This is a genomic window from Pseudoalteromonas sp. A757 (genome assembly GCF_004103285.1).
Taxonomy (GTDB): Bacteria; Pseudomonadota; Gammaproteobacteria; order Enterobacterales; family Alteromonadaceae; genus Pseudoalteromonas; species Pseudoalteromonas galatheae.
This window is the reverse complement of the sequence record NZ_QNQN01000072.1, coordinates 153,911-171,627: the sequence shown is the minus strand read 5'-3', so window position 1 is coordinate 171,627 and position 17,717 is coordinate 153,911. Positions and strand designations below refer to the sequence as shown.

The following is a 17,717-nucleotide window of genomic DNA, read 5'->3' as shown; positions in this document are numbered from 1 at the left end:
GACTGTGGAGAGTAATCGTGGCTACTAATCAATCAACAGATCTTACGCTTTCCGACGCAGCGCTGAATAATGACAGCGGTTCGGATGAGCAACAAGAGCAAAAATCAGGCTACTTCAGTGCGCTAAGCGGTGTTGATATGTTGCGCCAGGTTACTCTGGTTATTGCCCTTGCTATTTGTTTAGCAATCGCAATCTTTATTATCATTTGGGCGCGCCAACCAGATATGCGCCCACTTGGTAAATACCCAACAGAAGAACTCGTCGAAACGTTAGACTTTTTAGATCAACAGAAAATTGAATACCAACTCGATGGTAATACCATTTTAGTTGCTGAGTCGGACTATCAGGACATCAAACTACGGATGGCGCGTGACGGTTTTACCCAATCTCCGAGTTCTGGCACTGATATTCTGATGCAGGATATGGGTTTTGGTGTTAGCCAACGTCTTGAAAGAGAGCGCTTAAAGCATAGTCGTGAGCAACAACTTGCGAGAACAATTGAAGAGTTACAAGACGTAAACCGTGCAAAAGTGTTACTCGCAATCCCAAAAGAAAACGTCTTTGCACGTCGTGAGAAAAAGCCCTCGGCAACCGTAGTTATTACCCTTAAACGTGGTAAAACGCTTGGCGGCGAAGAGGTCGATTCAATCGTAGACATTGTGGCATCAGCGGTACAGGGCTTAGAGCCTTCACGCGTGACAGTGACTGATCAAAACGGTCGTCTACTCAACTCAGGTTCTCAAGACTCTTTGGCTGCGCGCTCGAGAAAAGAGTATGAAATTGAACGTAAACGTGAACAAGAGTATCTAGAGAAAATTGATAGCATACTGATCCCAACAGTGGGCCTTGGTAACTTTACCGCGCAGGTTGACTTAACGATGGACTTCAGCGCAGTTGAAGAAACACAAAAACGTTATAACCCTGATTTACCTGCGGTTCGCAGCGAAACAACGTATGAAGAAAATAATATTGGTGGCTTAGCTGTGGGCATCCCTGGAGCGTTGACTAATCAACCTCCTGTAAACTCAAATATCCCAGAGATTGCTGGGCAAGGCAGCAATGGTCAAAGTGCAACACCAAGCAGTAATCAAAAAGAAGCAACCCGTAACTATGAATTAGATACTACTATCAGCCATAAGCGGCAGCAAACAGGTGTTATTCGCCGGATCAGCGTGAGTGTAGCCGTTGACTATCTCGCCAAGCCTGATGCTGAAGGTAACATGGCAATGGCTCCGCGTACGCAAGAAGAGTTAAACAACATTCGTCGTTTGCTACAAGGTGGTGTGGGCTTTGATATGCAGCGAGGTGATGCATTAGAAGTGGTAACGGTACCATTTGTGCGTGAAGATCTCACTGAAATACAAGAGATACCACTTTGGGAGCAGGACTGGTTCCAAAAGACCATCCGTCTTGTTGCAGGTACCTTAGTGATCATTGTGCTAATCTTAGCGGTAGTAAGACCTATGCTTAAACGTCTAATTTACCCAGATGACACGCTTGAAGATTTTGATGAAGATGCGTTGACCAGTGGTGTAGATTTAGGCGACAGTACACTAGATATGCTAAATAACGATTTCGATGAGTCTGCGGTTGGCTTCTCTTCTGACGGTAGATTACAATTGCCAGACTTACATGGCGACGAGGACTTACTTAAAGCAGTACGTGCCTTAGTTGCTAACGAACCAGAACTCTCATCACAAGTTGTGAAAGCGTGGTTGACAGAAGATGACTGATCAAGAACAAAAACAATTGCCCGCAGCCTTTGACGTTGACAAGCTAGACGGCGTCGACAAGGCTGCCATCTTACTGCTCAGTTTAACTGAAGAAGATGCGGCTCAGATTTTAAAACACCTAGAGCCTAAGCAAGTGCAAAAGGTTGGTATGGCGATGGCCTCCATGGACGACCTATCCCAGGCTAAAATTGCAGCTGTACACAATTTGTTTATTGAACAGATTCAAAGCTTTAGTACGATTGGTTTCCAATCTGAAGACTTTATTAAGAAAGCACTAACCGCAGCGCTTGGTGAAGACAAAGCAGCGAGCCTTATTGATCAAATCGTTATGGGTTCTGGTGCAAAAGGCTTGGACTCGTTGAAATGGATGGATTCAAAGCAAGTTGCCAATATTATTCGTAACGAGCACCCACAGATCCAAACGATTGTATTGTCTTATCTTGAGCCAGAGCAATCCGCCGAGATTTTGTCACAATTTCCTGAGAAAGTGCGCTTAGACTTAACAATGCGTATTGCAAACTTAGAAGAAGTACAACCGGCGGCACTACAAGAACTAAACGAGATAATGGAGAAACAGTTTGCAGGTCAAGCTGGCGCACAAGCTGCGAAAATGGGTGGCTTAAAAGCTGCAGCGGATATCATGAACTACTTAGACACCAATGTCGAAGGGCAGTTGATGGACTCAATTCGAGAGCACGATGAAGAAATGTCGCAGCAAATTCAAGATCTCATGTTCGTGTTTGAGAACTTAATGGATGTTGAAGATCGAGGCATTCAGGCAATTCTGCGTGAAGTGCAACAAGACGTACTAATGAAAGCAATAAAAGGCGCTGACGAATCCTTAAAAGATAAGATCATGAAAAATATGTCCAAGCGGGCAGCTGAGATGATGCAAGACGACCTTGAGGCTATGCCACCTGTGCGGATAAGTGAAGTGGAAGCTGCACAAAAAGAAATTCTGGCAACGGCTAGACGCTTGGCTGATTCGGGTGAAATTATGCTTGGCGGCGGCGGTGGTGAGGAGTTCCTATAAGCCATGGTCGATAAAAAGTTGTATAAAGGCCGCCCGGTGAGCACTGAAGCTTTAGATGAGTTACTAGAAAATTGGCCCATTCCGGATGTTACCGATAAGCCCGAGAAATACCGTGGCCGTTCTACAGCCTTCGGCACGCCGTTGGAAGAGTTATATACTAAGAGAGAGGTAAGCGCTGAACCAGAGCCACAAGAGCCTGAGTTTCCAACGCTTACGCTTGAAGAGTTAGAGCAGATCCGTCAAGACGCCTATGACGAAGGGATCAAACAAGGCCATGAGCAGGGCTACATTGAAGGCTTTGATAAGGGCGTCTCTGAAGGTAAGGAAGCAGGTTATAAAGAAGGCCTTGAAATAGGAAAAGAAAAGGGCCTTGAAGAAGCCCAACCCCTTATTGAAGAGAGGATGAAAGCTCTATCGAGTATTTTAGATGGCATGCAAACACCGCTTAAAAAAGTAGATGATGAGTGTGAGAAGCAGCTTATTTTACTCGTCAATTTATTGGCAGAGCAGGTTATTTTTAAAGAGCTCAAGACAACGCCCGAACTTATTTTAAACGCGTTGAAAAAAGCGATGGATGCGTTGCCTGTCAAAGAGCAAACAGTACGCATCCATCTTCACCCCGAAGATTTAGCCTTAGTGCAAGCCATGTACGGCGAAGAACATATACAATCTCAGCATTGGCAGTTACTTCCGGAACCTACCTTAGACAGAGGTGGGTGTGAGGTGAAAACGCCGCAGTCATCTATTGATATGACGCTTAAAAACCGCATTAGTGAAGTATTGGAATCATTTTTGCAAGACAGTGGTATAAACCATTAATACTGCACTGCTATCCAGATAAGCTATCAAACTAGGATAGCGATGCCTTCCTAAGGTAATTGCGAAAATGTCGACATCTGCAGCTATGAGTGAGCGCATCAATAAGTATCATAAATTTATCAAACCATACGGGGTTGCGGTCGCAGGCAGCCTCACCCGTGTGGTTGGCCTCACTCTTGAAGCTAGGGGTCTTAGTGCACCCGTCGGTAGCCAATGTAAAATCGAGACGTTGGGCGGCTTTATTGATGCAGAAGTCATCGGTTTCAACCAAGAAACGCTTTACCTCATGCCAAATGATCATATCACTGGTGTTCTTCCTGGAGCGCGCGTGATCCCAAAAGTAAAAGATGCAGGATTACCTGTTGGGATGGGTTTACTTGGCCGTGTAGTTGATGGACTTGGTAGACCACTAGATGGTCTTGGTGCCATTGATGCTGAGAAACACCTAAAATTTGCCGCAGCGCAAATCAACCCACTTGCAAGACGTCCAATCGACTCACCAATGGATGTAGGTGTGCGTGCGATAAATTCGATCGTAACAGTGGGTCAAGGTCAACGGATGGGTCTATTTGCAGGGAGTGGTGTGGGTAAATCGGTACTGCTTGGCATGATGACACGAGGCAGTGAAGCGGATGTTATCGTCGTTGGCTTGGTCGGTGAACGTGGTCGTGAGGTGAAAGAATTTATCGACGAGATTTTGGGCGTCGAGGGCAGACGTCGCTCCGTTGTGGTTGCTGCTCCTGCCGATGCCTCACCGTTGATGCGCTTAAAAGGCTGTGAAAGTGCAGTGACCATTGCGGAGTATTTTCGAGACCAAGGATTAAATGTACTGTTGTTACTGGATTCAGTGACGCGTTATGCCATGGCGCAGCGTGAGATTGCGCTTGCGGTAGGCGAGCCGCCAGCTACAAAAGGGTATCCGCCTTCCGTGTTTGCAAAGCTCCCAGCTCTGGTTGAGCGTGCAGGTAATGGCGGTGAAGGGCAAGGCTCAATTACCGCATTCTTTACGGTGCTGAGTGAAGGTGATGATATGCAAGACCCCATTGCAGATGCCGCTCGGGCTATTTTGGATGGTCATATTGTATTATCACGAGAGCTTGCTGATAGTGGTCATTATCCAGCGATAGATATTGAAAAGTCCATCAGTCGAGTCATGCCTCAAGTGGTATCAGAGGCACACATGCAGCAAGCCAGAGTGCTCAAGCAAGTCTATTCAATGTACCAGCAGAATAAAGACATGATCACCTTAGGTGCTTATCAACGTGGCAGTGACCAGATGTTAGATCAGGCGATAAATATGATGCCTGCAGTGAATAACTTCCTTCAGCAAGGCATGAAAGACGTGATCAATTACGACGAGTGTTTACAAGGCCTCGCTAAGCTACTAGGACAAGCATAATGGCAAATAACAAACTGACTTTATTGCTTAAGCTAGAAAAAGACAAAGAAGATAACCTTCGAGCGAATTTTGTTCAAGCGCAGCAGCACTTAGCAACAAACCAACAACGGCTATCTGGGCTAAACGATTTCCGTCTTGAATACAGCATGCAGCTTCATAGTAAAGCACAAGTAGGTTTGTCTAGTGGTGGTTTCAATCAATACCATAACTTTATTAATAAGATTGAGCAGGCCATTGATCAGCAAGCAAAAACGGTCAACACAGCCAAGCAGGTGGTTGAACAACGCCGCAAGCTATGGCTAGCACAGCAGGCTAAAACGAAGGCAATTGAAAAGCTTATCGAGAAGCAAGCCCTCGCAAAGCAAACTCGCCTTGCCAAAGCAGAACAAAAGATGCTCGATGAGTTTGCAACGAATCAGTTTGTACGAAGAGAGCGTGCTTGGTAAGTTGGCTCGAAATATGCTTCTTAATGATTAGCGTTTTATTATTTAAGTAGTCCACTCGTAAAAGTCACTAATATTCATAGTGTTGGTTTTTAACGGTGTATTGCAACGGCAGGACATTGCCACTTTATGAGGTAGCTCTAAGATGAATCTAATGCTTGCATCCATGCTGCAACGAGGCAGTAACGAGGTTGATATTAAAGAAAAATCCCAAGAGACGGACGCCGAGGGTTCTGAAGGCGGCTCTGGGTTTAGTGCTTTAATGGTTGAGTTAGCCGAGCAAGAGAGTGTAAGCAAGCAGGTAAAAGAGTCTGTAGATCCTGTAACCTCAGATCTGGATGCGCCAATAGATAGCGAGGTAGCATCAGATGATGCTCCGCAGTCAGATAGTAAAGCACAAGCCTCTTCTTCTAAGCAGCAAGGCGAAGTACCCACTTCTACTGTAAGCTACACTGAAAAAGGTCAGGTAGTTGTGGACAAACCGCTTCCTGACTCACCAGACAATGATTTATATGCTCAGATCAACGCTGCAAAACAGCAAAGCACTTCATTAAGCCAAAACCCAACAGCAATTGCGCAATCAGTCAAAGAGGCATTGGGCAAAGCTTCTTCGGCTGATGAAGAGGTTGAAGCGAGCGATAATGCATCATCTCAAGAGCAGCTACAAGACGAAGCAAGTCCACTCACTCGAGGGGAAAAAGGTCAAGCTGAAAACGCCAGCACTAAAACAAGTACTTTGCTACAACAAACTGCTGCTTTGGATAGTAAAGACGCAGACGGTGAGATTGCCAAACCTTCCTTAAGGGAGAACAGCGCAGAAGCCGAAGAGCAAACGTTACAGCCTAAGCTGCAAAAGGATACTAGTACTCAAGCTATGGTTAGCAATTCAAACGAAAGACGGGAGCCAGATACTGATAAGTCAGTAGGATCTCAAGTTGAAGGTGAATCTAAAACAGTGCAATATAAAACGCCTATAACCGCGGAGAAGTTGGAGTCTGCTCAACCTGTTTCTTCATCTGAAACTAAGCAATCAGAGCAAAAGCAAATCATCTCTGAGGCTAGTGCACAAACTACGAAAGACAACAATTCAGTAGGTACAAAAAGCACTACTGATGTGCAAACCATTGTAGAAAAGTTGACCACGCAGCAACAGCAAGAATTAAAAGCTGTGATGGCTGGTAAGCTTGATATTTATGATGCATCGCCAGCTGTACAAAAAGCCGTAACTCAGTTAATTGGTAAGGGTATTGATCTCGCAAATGTACAGCCGTTTAAAGCATTTGTGTCATCCTCTGTCGTAACACAAACCCCAACAAACATGCCGCAAGAAGCTGCTACAGATGTTAAAAATACTACCCAAGCGTCTTTTAATGTAAATGCCACGCAAGAAAAGTCTAACAATAGTGAGCAGCAGGCTGTGGTAGTTAAAGAGGGTGAGCGTGCTGAAAAAAATATAGCAGTAAATAAATTGGCTAGCGATGAAAAGTTAGCAGCAGAAAAGCAAAATTCAGAAAAACAGGGCTCGGAAAAACAAATAAGTGAAAAGTTAATTGATAAAGAGAATAGTAAGCTGATGCAAGCGGAAGCAAGCATCGCGAAAGAGGCTGGTAAAAATGAGCGTCAACCGGCCAATGTTGCAACATCGACACCTACTCCTGTTAAGCCTGAAGTCGGCAATACAAGTGCACCGCAAGACACGAACTCACTAAACCAAACGCTAAAAGAAGTTCAGCAAATTCAGCAATCTCAGCCTGCAAACCAAAGTACAGCGCAGACAAAACAAACAACAGATGCTAATCTTCAACAGGCAATTAATATTGCGCGTCAAGATGCTGCAAAAGAATTGCATCAACGAGTTGGAATGATGCTAAACCTTAACAATAAAGAAGCTGAAATTCGACTAGATCCACCTGAACTTGGCGCAATGCAAATTCGGATAAAATCCGATGCAGAGCAGGCCCAGGTGAATATTGTGGTGCAAAATCAGCAAGCTAAAGAATTGTTAGAGCAATCTATGCCGAGGTTAAGAGAAATGTTGGCTGAGCAGGGAATTGAACTTGGCGATAGCCATATATCGCACCAGCAAGGTGGAAATACTGACTCCGAGTCACAAACTGCTGGTGGCAATGCGAGTGGGCAGCAAACTTTAAGTGATGAACAGGGGGTTTCTGATACCCCACAACCATCGCAAAAGAGAAATACCGATTCTGCAATAGATTACTATGCCTAACACCTGCTATTATTGTAGTTAATAAAGATCATAAGGGCTTGCTATGGCTGAAGAAACCGACTTAGAAATAGAAGAAACGGGTGGCTCTAAGAAAAAGCTAATCATTATTATTGCCGCTGCGGTGTTGGTATTAGGTGGTGTTGCGGGGTTTTTCTTGTTTTCGGGCTCAGATGCGCCGGAAGAAACCCTAGCAGAAGAAACGACTGCAAGTGAAGTGAAAGCTGAGCAAGGTAGTGCTGCTGAGATGGGGAGTGCACTGTATGTTGCTATGCCTCGCCCCTTTGTTTTCAATGTACCTGGCGCAAGTCGTGATAGAATTGTGCAGATTAAAGTACAGCTGCTGGTCCGTGGCGACGTGAATGAAGAAGTAGCAAAGAAGCACATTCCCTTAATTGAAGGTACGCTACTTGGTGTGTTTTCAACGACTACTGCTGACGAGTTAAGCACGAGTGCTGGTAAAGAAACATTGCGACTAACAGCACTCGATAAAGTCCAAGCGGCAATGGAAGAGGTTGAAGGTAGTAAAGTAATCGAGCGTGTGTTGTTTACTGGCTTTGTAATGCAATAAGGTAGTATTTGTGAGCGATTTATTATCCCAAGACGAAATTGATGCGCTACTCCATGGTGTAGATGAAGTCGAAGAAGACGAAATCGGCGATGGTGATGACGGTGACGGTGCTGGTGCCTTACAATACGATTTTTCGTCTCAAGATAGGATTGTGCGTGGGCGGATGCCGACGCTTGAAATCGTTAATGAACGATTTGCTCGGCATATGCGGATAAGCCTTTTCAATATGATGCGCCGCACTGCTGAGGTATCCATCAACGGCGTACAGATGCTTAAGTTTGGCGAGTATATTCATACTTTGTTTGTTCCTACCAGTTTGAATATGGTGCGCTTTAGACCTTTAAAAGGTACTGGTCTTATAACCATGGAAGCCCGGTTGGTTTTTATCCTCGTAGACAACTTTTTTGGTGGAGATGGTCGCTATCACGCTAAGATTGAGGGGCGGGAGTTTACGCCAACGGAACGCCGTATCGTACAGATGTTACTGAAAATCATCTTTGAAGATTACAAAGAAGCTTGGGCGCCGGTGATGGATGTATCTTTTGAATACCTCGACTCCGAGGTTAACCCCGCTATGGCTAATATTGTATCGCCAACAGAAGTGGTGGTGATTAGCTCTTTTCATATTGAGCTAGATGGTGGCGGAGGTGATTTCCATATTTCGTTACCTTATTCGATGTTGGAACCTATCCGAGAGCTACTTGATGCTGGTGTGCAATCAGATACGGAAGATACAGATCTGCGTTGGAGTAAGGCGCTTCGCGATGAAATTATGGATGTGGAAGTCGAGATTTCTTCTCAACTATTAGAGGTGGACCTATCGCTTGAGCAAATAATGAAGCTTCAAGCAGGTGATGTTATTCCAGTGGAAATGCCTGAGCATGTCACCGTTTTCGTAGAAGAATTACCAACCTTTAGAGCTAAAATGGGCCGTTCTCGCGATAATGTAGCTTTACAGATCAGTGAAAAAATTAAACGTCCAGAATCAGTGAAATCTGAGCTGCATGTGTTTACCAAAGGTGGTAAAAAGCTCGATTCGGATGCTGAGCTGGCAGAATTAGAAGAAGATCTACACCTTTCCGAAGGTGTGGATTTAGATTGGTAGTCGCGAGGTTGAAAAAGCCATATCGCGAAACTAATTATGGAAAACAAATTAACTTAATCAGGTAGTAATCCAATGAGCGATGATCAAGATACTATGGACGAATGGGCAGCAGCACTAGCTGAAGCCGAGGGTGCCGAAGGTGACAGTGAGCCAGCAGTTGCAGAGTTAGATGAACTCAAAGATTCAGCGCCTGCATTATCGTCAGATGAAAAACGTAAACTAGATACAATTTTAGACATCCCGGTGACTATTTCTATGGAAGTAGGCCGTTCTAAAATTAATATTCGTAACTTATTGCAGCTAAATCAAGGCTCTGTTGTTGAGCTTGACCGTGTAGCCGGTGAACCGTTAGATGTGCTGGTTAATGGCACACTGATAGCGCACGGTGAAGTGGTAGTAGTAAACGATAAGTTTGGTATTCGCTTAACAGACGTTATTAGTCAGGTTGAGCGTATTAAAAAGCTACGTTAATGCGTTGGGGTTGGCATATAGCTGTGTACGGTATTGCTGTTCATGCAAGCACTGCCACTGCAACAATTTCAGAGGCAGTTTCAAAACCTTCTGTGGGGGCTGGTAGCTCGGGGTTGAGTGCCGAGTTACTGTCCATGGGATTGTCTTTGATGTTGGTTATCCTACTCATTTTGGGTTTAGCGTTCGTTTTAAAGCGCTTAAACCCTAACATAGTAAACCAAAAAGACTTTAAAGTTATCCGTAGTATATCGCTCGGTACGAAAGAACGTTTACTGGTAATAGAGTTGGATGATAAACAGCATTTACTCGGCGTAACACCTAATAATATCAACTACCTATATCAGTTAGAAACACCACTAGATGATGTTGGCAGAACGCCATTTGCAAATGAGTTACAAAAGTTTTTAGCGGGCAAAGGGAAAGTTGCCAATAACCATAATAAGAAAAATCATGATTAGATTACTGATACTCTGTTTATTACTGTTTTCTGGGGTAGCTTCTGCGGAAGGGATAGAAGCAATAAACGTAACAACAAACCCTGATGGTTCTCAAGAGTACTCAGTAACACTCCAAGTGCTCGCCATTATGACAGCGCTGAGTTTCATTCCTGCAGCTGTTATCATGATGACTTCGTTTACACGCATTATTGTTGTGTTGGCAATTTTAAGGCAAGCAATTGGCCTTCAGCAGTCTCCGTCAAATCAGATCTTACTCGGCCTAACGCTATTTCTAACATTATTTATTATGGCGCCTATCTTTTCACAAATAAATGATCAGGCGGTACAGCCGTATATAAAGGAAGAGATCACTTCAATACAGGCACTTGAGCGCGCTAAAGAACCTATGAAAGCTTTCATGCTGTCACAAACTCGGATTAAGGATCTTGAAACCTTTGCCAAAATAGCAGGATATGACAAGCTTGATAGCCCTGAAGACACGCCATTTATCGTGATTATACCGGCATTCGTTACATCGGAGCTGCAAACTGCTTTTATTATTGGCTTTATGTTCTTTATTCCATTTTTGATAGTTGACTTAGTTGTCGCCAGTGTCTTGATGGCAATGGGTATGATGATGTTATCCCCAATGATAGTGTCCTTACCGTTTAAGATCATGCTCTTTGTGCTTGTCGATGGCTGGAGTCTTGTAATGGGAACGCTCGCAAGAAGCTTTGGACTGGGGGTGTGATGTGGAACCAGAAGTCTTTGTCGATATCTTAAGCGATGCGTTGTTCTTAGTTATTAAATTGGTGTCTGCGATAGTTGTCCCAGGGCTTTTAATTGGCTTAGTTGTTGCTGTGTTTCAAGCTGCGACGTCAATTAACGAACAAACATTAAGCTTTTTACCTCGCCTAATTATCACTATTTTTGCGTTGATCGTTGGTGGCCATTGGCTTACTCAGGAGCTCATGGACTATTTTACCTCCTTGATAATGCGTATTCCTGAAATTGCAGGCTAACCATGGAGTTCACCTTTGCGGTAATCATGCAATGGCTGAGTGATTTCTTACTGCCATTGGTGAGAATAAGTTCAATGATCATGGTAATGGCTGGTCTTGGGGCTCAGAGCGTCCCTGCTAGAATTAAGTTTGCGCTTGCTGTTGTTGTGACCTTTGCCGTAGTGCCTGTTTTGCCCAAATCAGAGTTTACTGATTTGTTCTCCTTTTCGATGATTTTAGTTGTTATTCAGGAGCTTATTACAGGGGTTGCTATTGGCTTTGGTTCATTGCTACTGCTGAATACTTTTATTATTGCCGGGCAAATACTTGCGATGCAAACAGGTCTTGGCTTTGCCTCGGTTGTAGATCCTGCAAACGGATTAAGTGTACCTGCTGTTGGTCAATTTTATTTGATTTTGGCGACATTACTGTTTTTTGTTTATAACGGTCATCTAATGATGATACAAATGGTGGTGTATAGTTTTGAGAGCTTTCCCATCGCCGGTAACTGGTGGGCGGTGGACAACTTCTGGCGAATAGTTAATTGGGGGGGGTGGATGTTCTCTACGGCTCTTGCCCTTGCATTGGCTCCGCTAACTGCAATGTTGATTATCAATATTTCATTTGGGATCATGACTCGAGCCGCGCCTCAGATGAACATTTTCTCTGTTGGGTTTGCATTTACCTTAGTTGCAGGGCTTACCATTATTTGGGCGACGCTAGGAAATTTCTTAGCACAGTTTGAGTTTCAATGGCTTAAAATGATAGAGCTGATGTGCGACCTAATTGGGTGCACGGTATAGGAGTCTGAGATGGCAGAAGATTCCGGTCAAGAGCGCACCGAAGAACCGACCTCGAAGAAAATAGATGACGCTCGGAAAAAAGGTCAAGTAGCCCGTTCAAAGGAACTAGGAACGACCTTTGTTCTACTATTTTCCGCCATCGCCTTATTGATGTATGGCCCAGGAATAGGTAAGGGGTTATATAATGTCATGGGGCGAATGCTTACACTGAACCGCAACGAAACCTACGACACAACAAAAATGTTCGCAGTATGGGCAGAGATTGCTTCAGAATTAATATTTCCGATGGCGATGTTTGTTTTAATAATTGCAATAGCAGGTGTCGTTGGAAACACTTTACTTGGAGGCTTTAACTTTTCTTGGCAAGCGGCTGCCCCAAAAGCGAGTAAAATGTCGCCAATGAAAGGGATTAAACGAATGTTGGGCCCACAAGCTGCGATTGAACTATTAAAGTCAATTCTCAAATTTGTGTTAGTTGCAGGCTTTGCCATTTTGCTTATCAATATGTATTTTGAAGAAATATTGCATTTGAGTATCGAGCAAATCCCATCAAGTATAGAGCATGCGCTAGAAATTATCGCTTGGATGTTCTTAGCGCTTAGTTGCACCATGATTATTATTTCAGCGATTGATGCCCCTTATCAAAGTTATAATCACCATAAGCAGCTCAAAATGACGCTGCAAGAAGTCAAAGATGAATATAAAAACTCAGAAGGTGATCCGCAAATAAAAGCACGGATCCGTCGTACGCAAAGAGAAATGTCACAGCGGCGTATGATGCAAGATGTGCCAGATGCAGATGTTGTCGTTACTAACCCTACTCATTATTCCGTTGCCTTAAAATACGATACCGAACGAGCGGGGGCGCCTATTGTTATTGCTAAGGGTGTTGATGAGCTCGCGATGCAGATTCGAAAAATAGCGAAAGGTAGAGATGTGCCCATTGTTGAGTCGCCAGTGTTAACTCGTTCGCTTTATCACACGACCGAGGTGGGAGATCAAATTCCTGAGAAGTTATTCACAGCGGTCGCTCAGGTGCTTGCTTACGTATTTCAGCTCAATCGTTTCAAAAAGGGTAAGGGAAAAAGGCCTACGGCACTTAGCAGTAATTTACCTATCCCTGATGATTTAAAACATTAAAGGTCGCTTCTATAGAATCAGTAATTTATTGGAATACATATTGCAGTAGTTGCTGTGTGTCAATTTTTTGCTTGTGTTAAGTTATGGAATTTAAAGCGGTTTTACAACAACTCAATCGAGATAAAAAAGAATATGCTAAGGGTGTTGGTACTCCTTTGTTGGTACTTGCAGCACTCGGTATGGTTATTTTGCCATTGCCGCCTTTTTTGCTCGATATTCTATTTTCCTTCAACATTGCACTAGCGCTTGTGGTGCTATTGGTGACCGTTTATACGTTAAAGCCACTTGAATTTGGCATGTTTCCAGCGGTGCTACTGATCGCCACAATCATGCGATTGGCACTCAATGTCGCAAGTACCCGAGTCGTGTTACTTGAAGGTCATAATGGTGGCGATGCTGCCGGTAAAGTGATTGAGGCCTTTGGTAGTGTCGTGATTGGTGGTAACTATGCTGTTGGTTTAGTTGTATTCCTGATCCTTATAATTATTAACTTTGTTGTAATTACCAAAGGTGCGGGCCGTATTTCTGAGGTATCCGCACGTTTTACCCTTGATGCTATGCCTGGTAAACAAATGGCTATCGACGCGGACTTAAATGCTGGATTTATCTCTGCGGATGACGCTAGAGCTCGTCGTGAAGAAGTGACTAGAGAAGCCGATTTTTACGGTTCAATGGATGGTGCAAGCAAATTCGTTAAGGGTGATGCTATTGCAGGTATCGTGATCCTTGCCATCAATATAATAGGTGGCCTGTTCGTTGGGATGATCCAGCATGATTTAAGCTTTGGTCACGCGATGGAAGTATATACCATGTTGACTATCGGTGATGGTCTGGTCGCGCAAATTCCTTCTCTCTTACTTTCAATAGGTACTGCAATTGTCGTAACGCGTCAAAATGAATCGCACAACATGGGTGATCAGTTTAAGAACCAACTGGGTAATGAAAAGTCGCTGGCTATTGCTTCAGGTATTTTGATCACTATGGGACTCGTGCCGGGCATGCCACATGTTGCCTTTTTAGGCTTGGGTGTTTTACTTGGTTATATTGCCTATTACACGAATCAACAAAAGAAAAAAGCTGAGATTGAAAAAGCGGAGCAAGCTGCGAAAGGACCTTCCGCAAAAGGTGGTCAACAGCAGGAACAAAAAGAACTTGGTTGGGACGATGTACAACCAGTTGATGTGATAGGATTAGAGGTCGGTTATCGCCTCATTCCTCTGGTTGACCAAGCTCAAGGCGGTGAGCTTCTCAGTCGCATTAAAGGGGTGCGTAAAAAGCTTTCTCAGGAACTTGGCTTTTTGGTACCACCTGTGCATATTCGCGATAATTTAGAGCTGGATCCGAATGCCTACAACATTACTTTAATGGGAGTTGGCTCGGGGACTGGCGAACTAAAGCATGGAGACGAACTTGCAATTAATCCAGGTCAAGTGTTTGGACCGATTAAAGGCATTGAGACGAAAGATCCTGCATTTGGCTTAGATGCGGTTTGGATCAAGCCAGACCAAAAGGATGAAGCGCATTCACTTGGCTACACAGTAGTAGACGCTGCAACTGTGGTGGCAACACATATTAGCCAATTATTAACGAATAACGCGTCACTACTTCTTGGGCATGAAGAAGTACAAAATTTATTAGACATGCTAGCGAAAAGTCACCCACGATTGGTTGAAGGCTTAGTGCCAGATATTTTACCGCTTACTACCGTAGTAAAAGTATTACAAAACCTCCTTAACGAAGGCGTTGCGATTCGAGATATGCGTTCGATTGTGCAAACCTTAGTTGAGTATGGCCCACGTAGCCAAGACCCAGATGTACTAACTGCTGCAGTGAGAATTTCACTGCGTCGATTAATAGTCCAAGATGCAGTTGGGAGCGAAGAAGAAATCCCTGTCATAACATTGGCGCCTGAGTTGGAACAGATGTTGCATCAGTCACTTCAGAACGCAGGTGATGAGGGGGCAGGTATTGAACCTGGCTTGGCTGAGAGGCTTCAAGAATCATTAAGAGAAGCACATCACAACCAAGAAATGCTAGGGGAGCCGTCCATCTTATTAACCTCAGGTATGTTGAGAAGTGTGCTGTCTCGATTTGTTAAGCATACAATTCCAGGGCTTCGAGTGATGTCATATCAAGAAGTACCAGAAGAAAGACAAATCAAGATAGTGAGCTCGGTTGGACAATAGAGGATAAAGGGGCTGTAACATGAAAATTAAACGTTTCTTCGCAAAAGATATGCGTACGGCTTTAAATGAAGTGAAAGAAGAGCTTGGTGCTGATGCTGTCATCATGTCAAATAAAAAGTTAGCGGATGGTGTTGAAATCGTCGCAGCAATTGATAATGACCGTGCCGCTGCACCGGTTAAGCAAGCGCCAGCAACCCGTACAGCAACTCCTAGTGAAGCTCAGACTCGCTTTGTCCGTCCTGAGCCTCGCCAAGCTCAGCCTGTAAAACAAGCACAAGTAGCTGATAGCTTAGAAGCATTGCTTGAGCGCCAAGCACCACGCCCCCGTTCACCAGAACTTGCTTCTATGTTCTCACAGTCGGGTATTGATACTGAGCAAATGTTAAGCAGTCAACGCAAGGCACAGACTGAAGCTCCGGCATACCAAGCGAAGCCACAGCAATCTCGCCGCCAATCTTTTGACTTCGAGGATGATGCTTTTGAGCAACCACAGCAGTGGGGAGAGTCTGATGAATTGGACAATGGTTTTGGTGATGATTTACCCGAGCTAAATGCCAAGCCTGACGAAATGAGTGCAATGCGTGAAGAGATGAACGCAATTCGTCAATTACTTGAGCATCAAGTATCAGGACTAATGAAGCAAGAAATGGCTCGTCGTGATCCAACCCGCGCCTGTCTTGTAGACCGTCTTGAAGGAATGGGCATAGACAAAGATGTTGCTGAACAAATGGCATGCTTTATCCCTGATGATGTTTCTCGTAAAGAAGCTTGGAATGCCTTGTTAAACATGGTGATAAACCAAATGCACACCACTAACAATGATATTCTCCGCCAAGGTGGCGTATTCGCTATGGTGGGTCCAACTGGTGTTGGTAAAACCACAACGGTCGCAAAATTAGCGGCGCTAGGCGCACAAAAATACGGTGCAGATAAAGTGGCGTTGATAACTACTGATACCTATAGAATTGGTGCTTACGAGCAATTAGCGACCTATGGTAGAATCATTGGTTGTCCAGTTAAACAAGTTAAAGATGCAAATGAACTTGCAGAAGTGCTTTATCATTTACGAAATAAACGTCTAGTATTAATAGATACGGCGGGAATGAGTCAAAGAGATTTGCGCTTAACTGAACAGTTAAATACACTTATGCGTAGCGCAAGAGTGGATATTCGTAGTTACTTAGTGCTGAGTGCAACAGCACAAATGAATGTGTTACAAGAAACCGTACGGCACTTCAAAAAAGTAAATTTAAGCGGTTGTATTTTCACAAAACTTGATGAAAGTCTAAGTTTAGGTGAGATAATTAGCATAGCGATTCAAAATCGCTTGCCAATAGGGTATCTTACCAACGGTCAGCGAGTGCCAGAAGACATTCGCGTAGCAAATGCTCAAAAGCTAGTAAAAAAGGCTGAGCAATTGTATTTAAAAAGAATAAAAGCACAGCACTCTCGACGTGTACCAGTAGCGTCAGAGTCAGTAGGAATGTATGATTAACACAGTTTTAGATCAAGCAAGTGGCCTGCGTAGAATGAGTCAAAATAGCAACCAGGGTGTAAAAGTAATAGCCGTGACCGGTGGTAAAGGTGGGGTGGGTAAAACCAATGTCTCACTCAATACTGCTATCGCTATGGGTCAACAAGGACAAAGAGTCCTAGTTCTGGATGCGGACTTGGGCTTGGCAAACTGTGATGTAATGTTAGGTCTTCGAGTAGAAAAAAATCTGTCGCACGTGTTGTCGGGAGAGTGTGAACTGGATGAAATTCTTGTAGAGGGGCCCGCAGGTATCAAAATTGTACCGGCGACCTCTGGCTCTCAAAATATGGTAGAGTTGACTCCAGCAGAACACGCCGGGCTTATTCGCGCTTTTAGCGAACTTAACACTCAATTTGATGTATTAATTGTTGATACCGCAGCAGGTATCTCTGATATGGTCCTGAGTTTTTCTCGGGCTGCACAGGATGTGATGGTCGTCGTGTGTGATGAACCAACCTCTATTACCGATGCTTATGCATTGATCAAAGTGTTAAGCAGAGAGCATGGTGTCTATCGTTTTAAAATTGTTGCCAATATGGTCCGCAGCATGCGTGAAGGGCAAGAATTATTTGCTAAACTTTCAAAAGTTACAGATCGTTTTCTAGATGTAGCACTGGAGTTAGTGGCCACCGTACCGTTTGACGAAAACATGCGTAAATCCTCTCGTAGACAAAGAGCTATCGTAGATTTATTTCCGAGCTCCCCAGCCGCGATTGCGATTAAGGGGCTTGCCGCTAAAGCAGTTAAATGGCCAATTCCTCATCAACCTTCCGGTCATCTAGAATTTTTCATTGAACAACTTGTAAACGGGTGAT

Annotated in this window: 17 protein-coding genes; all 17 read left to right on the top strand. The window is 44.1% G+C overall.

Annotation, left to right across the window (positions count from 1 at the left end; all coding sequences use genetic code 11):
* The first annotated feature begins 14 nt into the window (after nt 1-14).
* Nucleotides 15-1,733: a flagellar basal-body MS-ring/collar protein FliF gene (gene fliF, locus DRB05_RS16405; RefSeq protein WP_128727879.1), complete on the top strand. Its 1,719-nt coding sequence runs from the start codon at nt 15-17 to the stop codon at nt 1,731-1,733.
* Nucleotides 1,726-2,766, top strand: coding sequence for a flagellar motor switch protein FliG (gene fliG, locus DRB05_RS16400; protein ID WP_128727878.1), 1,041 nt, complete (start codon nt 1,726-1,728; stop codon nt 2,764-2,766). Before fliF ends, fliG begins: the two co-directional genes overlap by 8 nt.
* Before the next feature lie 3 nt (nt 2,767-2,769).
* Nucleotides 2,770-3,585, top strand: a complete 816-nt coding sequence (fliH, locus tag DRB05_RS16395; RefSeq protein WP_128727877.1) for a flagellar assembly protein FliH — start codon at nt 2,770-2,772, stop codon at nt 3,583-3,585.
* 67 nt (nt 3,586-3,652) lie between these two features.
* Nucleotides 3,653-4,984, top strand: a complete 1,332-nt coding sequence (gene fliI, locus DRB05_RS16390; RefSeq protein ID WP_128727876.1) for a flagellar protein export ATPase FliI — start codon at nt 3,653-3,655, stop codon at nt 4,982-4,984.
* Complete coding sequence (fliJ, locus tag DRB05_RS16385; protein ID WP_010369144.1) at nt 4,984-5,430, top strand: flagellar export protein FliJ; 447 nt, start codon at nt 4,984-4,986, stop codon at nt 5,428-5,430. Before fliI ends, fliJ begins: the two co-directional genes overlap by 1 nt.
* A 142-nt stretch (nt 5,431-5,572) precedes the next feature.
* Nucleotides 5,573-7,657 carry a flagellar hook-length control protein FliK gene (locus DRB05_RS16380; RefSeq protein WP_128727875.1) on the top strand — a complete coding sequence of 695 codons (2,085 nt, stop codon included), beginning with the start codon at nt 5,573-5,575 and terminating at the stop codon, nt 7,655-7,657.
* Nucleotides 7,658-7,700: 43 nt separating this feature from the next.
* The gene (gene fliL / locus DRB05_RS16375) at nt 7,701-8,225 is read left to right on the top strand and encodes a flagellar basal body-associated protein FliL (protein ID WP_128727874.1); all 525 of its coding nucleotides are present in this window, start codon (nt 7,701-7,703) and stop codon (nt 8,223-8,225) included.
* Between the two features lie 10 nt (nt 8,226-8,235).
* Nucleotides 8,236-9,330: a flagellar motor switch protein FliM gene (fliM, locus tag DRB05_RS16370; RefSeq protein WP_128727873.1), complete on the top strand. Its 1,095-nt coding sequence runs from the start codon at nt 8,236-8,238 to the stop codon at nt 9,328-9,330.
* Nucleotides 9,331-9,402: 72 nt separating this feature from the next.
* On the top strand, nt 9,403-9,801 hold the full coding sequence (gene fliN, locus DRB05_RS16365) for a flagellar motor switch protein FliN (protein ID WP_128727872.1): 399 nt from the start codon (nt 9,403-9,405) through the stop codon (nt 9,799-9,801).
* Nucleotides 9,801-10,259 carry a flagellar biosynthetic protein FliO gene (gene fliO, locus DRB05_RS16360; RefSeq protein ID WP_128727871.1) on the top strand — a complete coding sequence of 153 codons (459 nt, stop codon included), beginning with the start codon at nt 9,801-9,803 and terminating at the stop codon, nt 10,257-10,259. The genes fliN and fliO overlap by 1 nt, the downstream gene beginning before the upstream one ends.
* On the top strand, nt 10,252-10,989 hold the full coding sequence (fliP, locus tag DRB05_RS16355; protein WP_128727870.1) for a flagellar type III secretion system pore protein FliP: 738 nt from the start codon (nt 10,252-10,254) through the stop codon (nt 10,987-10,989). The genes fliO and fliP overlap by 8 nt, the downstream gene beginning before the upstream one ends.
* 1 nt (nt 10,990) lies before the next feature.
* Nucleotides 10,991-11,260: a flagellar biosynthesis protein FliQ gene (gene fliQ, locus DRB05_RS16350; protein ID WP_128727869.1), complete on the top strand. Its 270-nt coding sequence runs from the start codon at nt 10,991-10,993 to the stop codon at nt 11,258-11,260.
* Between the two features lie 2 nt (nt 11,261-11,262).
* Nucleotides 11,263-12,042 (top strand): flagellar biosynthetic protein FliR, encoded by a 780-nt coding sequence (gene fliR, locus DRB05_RS16345; protein ID WP_128727868.1) that lies wholly within the window; start codon nt 11,263-11,265, stop codon nt 12,040-12,042.
* A gap of 9 nt (nt 12,043-12,051) precedes the next feature.
* The gene (gene flhB, locus DRB05_RS16340; protein ID WP_128727867.1) at nt 12,052-13,182 is read left to right on the top strand and encodes a flagellar biosynthesis protein FlhB; all 1,131 of its coding nucleotides are present in this window, start codon (nt 12,052-12,054) and stop codon (nt 13,180-13,182) included.
* An 83-nt stretch (nt 13,183-13,265) separates the two neighbouring features.
* Nucleotides 13,266-15,368, top strand: coding sequence for a flagellar biosynthesis protein FlhA (gene flhA / locus DRB05_RS16335; protein ID WP_128727866.1), 2,103 nt, complete (start codon nt 13,266-13,268; stop codon nt 15,366-15,368).
* 19 nt (nt 15,369-15,387) lie between these two features.
* Nucleotides 15,388-16,863: a flagellar biosynthesis protein FlhF gene (gene flhF, locus DRB05_RS16330; protein WP_128727865.1), complete on the top strand. Its 1,476-nt coding sequence runs from the start codon at nt 15,388-15,390 to the stop codon at nt 16,861-16,863.
* Entirely contained in the window at nt 16,856-17,716 is an 861-nt protein-coding gene (locus DRB05_RS16325) for a MinD/ParA family protein (protein ID WP_088531010.1), read from the top strand. The genes flhF and DRB05_RS16325 overlap by 8 nt, the downstream gene beginning before the upstream one ends.
* Nucleotide 17,717 lies beyond the last annotated feature (1 nt).

What these genes read in the sequence shown, in the direction of transcription:
- fliJ (WP_010369144.1), top strand. Translation starts at nt 4,984, where the DNA reads ATGGCAAATAACAAACTGACTTTATTGCTTAAGCTAGAAAAAGACAAA.
- fliH (WP_128727877.1), top strand. Translation starts at nt 2,770, where the DNA reads ATGGTCGATAAAAAGTTGTATAAAGGCCGCCCGGTGAGCACTGAAGCT.
- flhA (WP_128727866.1), top strand. Translation starts at nt 13,266, where the DNA reads ATGGAATTTAAAGCGGTTTTACAACAACTCAATCGAGATAAAAAAGAA.
- DRB05_RS16380 (WP_128727875.1), top strand. Translation starts at nt 5,573, where the DNA reads ATGAATCTAATGCTTGCATCCATGCTGCAACGAGGCAGTAACGAGGTT.
- fliN (WP_128727872.1), top strand. Translation starts at nt 9,403, where the DNA reads ATGAGCGATGATCAAGATACTATGGACGAATGGGCAGCAGCACTAGCT.
- fliI (WP_128727876.1), top strand. Translation starts at nt 3,653, where the DNA reads ATGTCGACATCTGCAGCTATGAGTGAGCGCATCAATAAGTATCATAAA.
- fliO (WP_128727871.1), top strand. Translation starts at nt 9,801, where the DNA reads ATGCGTTGGGGTTGGCATATAGCTGTGTACGGTATTGCTGTTCATGCA.
- fliL (WP_128727874.1), top strand. Translation starts at nt 7,701, where the DNA reads ATGGCTGAAGAAACCGACTTAGAAATAGAAGAAACGGGTGGCTCTAAG.
- fliR (WP_128727868.1), top strand. Translation starts at nt 11,263, where the DNA reads ATGGAGTTCACCTTTGCGGTAATCATGCAATGGCTGAGTGATTTCTTA.
- fliP (WP_128727870.1), top strand. Translation starts at nt 10,252, where the DNA reads ATGATTAGATTACTGATACTCTGTTTATTACTGTTTTCTGGGGTAGCT.
- flhB (WP_128727867.1), top strand. Translation starts at nt 12,052, where the DNA reads ATGGCAGAAGATTCCGGTCAAGAGCGCACCGAAGAACCGACCTCGAAG.
- DRB05_RS16325 (WP_088531010.1), top strand. Translation starts at nt 16,856, where the DNA reads ATGATTAACACAGTTTTAGATCAAGCAAGTGGCCTGCGTAGAATGAGT.
- fliG (WP_128727878.1), top strand. Translation starts at nt 1,726, where the DNA reads ATGACTGATCAAGAACAAAAACAATTGCCCGCAGCCTTTGACGTTGAC.
- flhF (WP_128727865.1), top strand. Translation starts at nt 15,388, where the DNA reads ATGAAAATTAAACGTTTCTTCGCAAAAGATATGCGTACGGCTTTAAAT.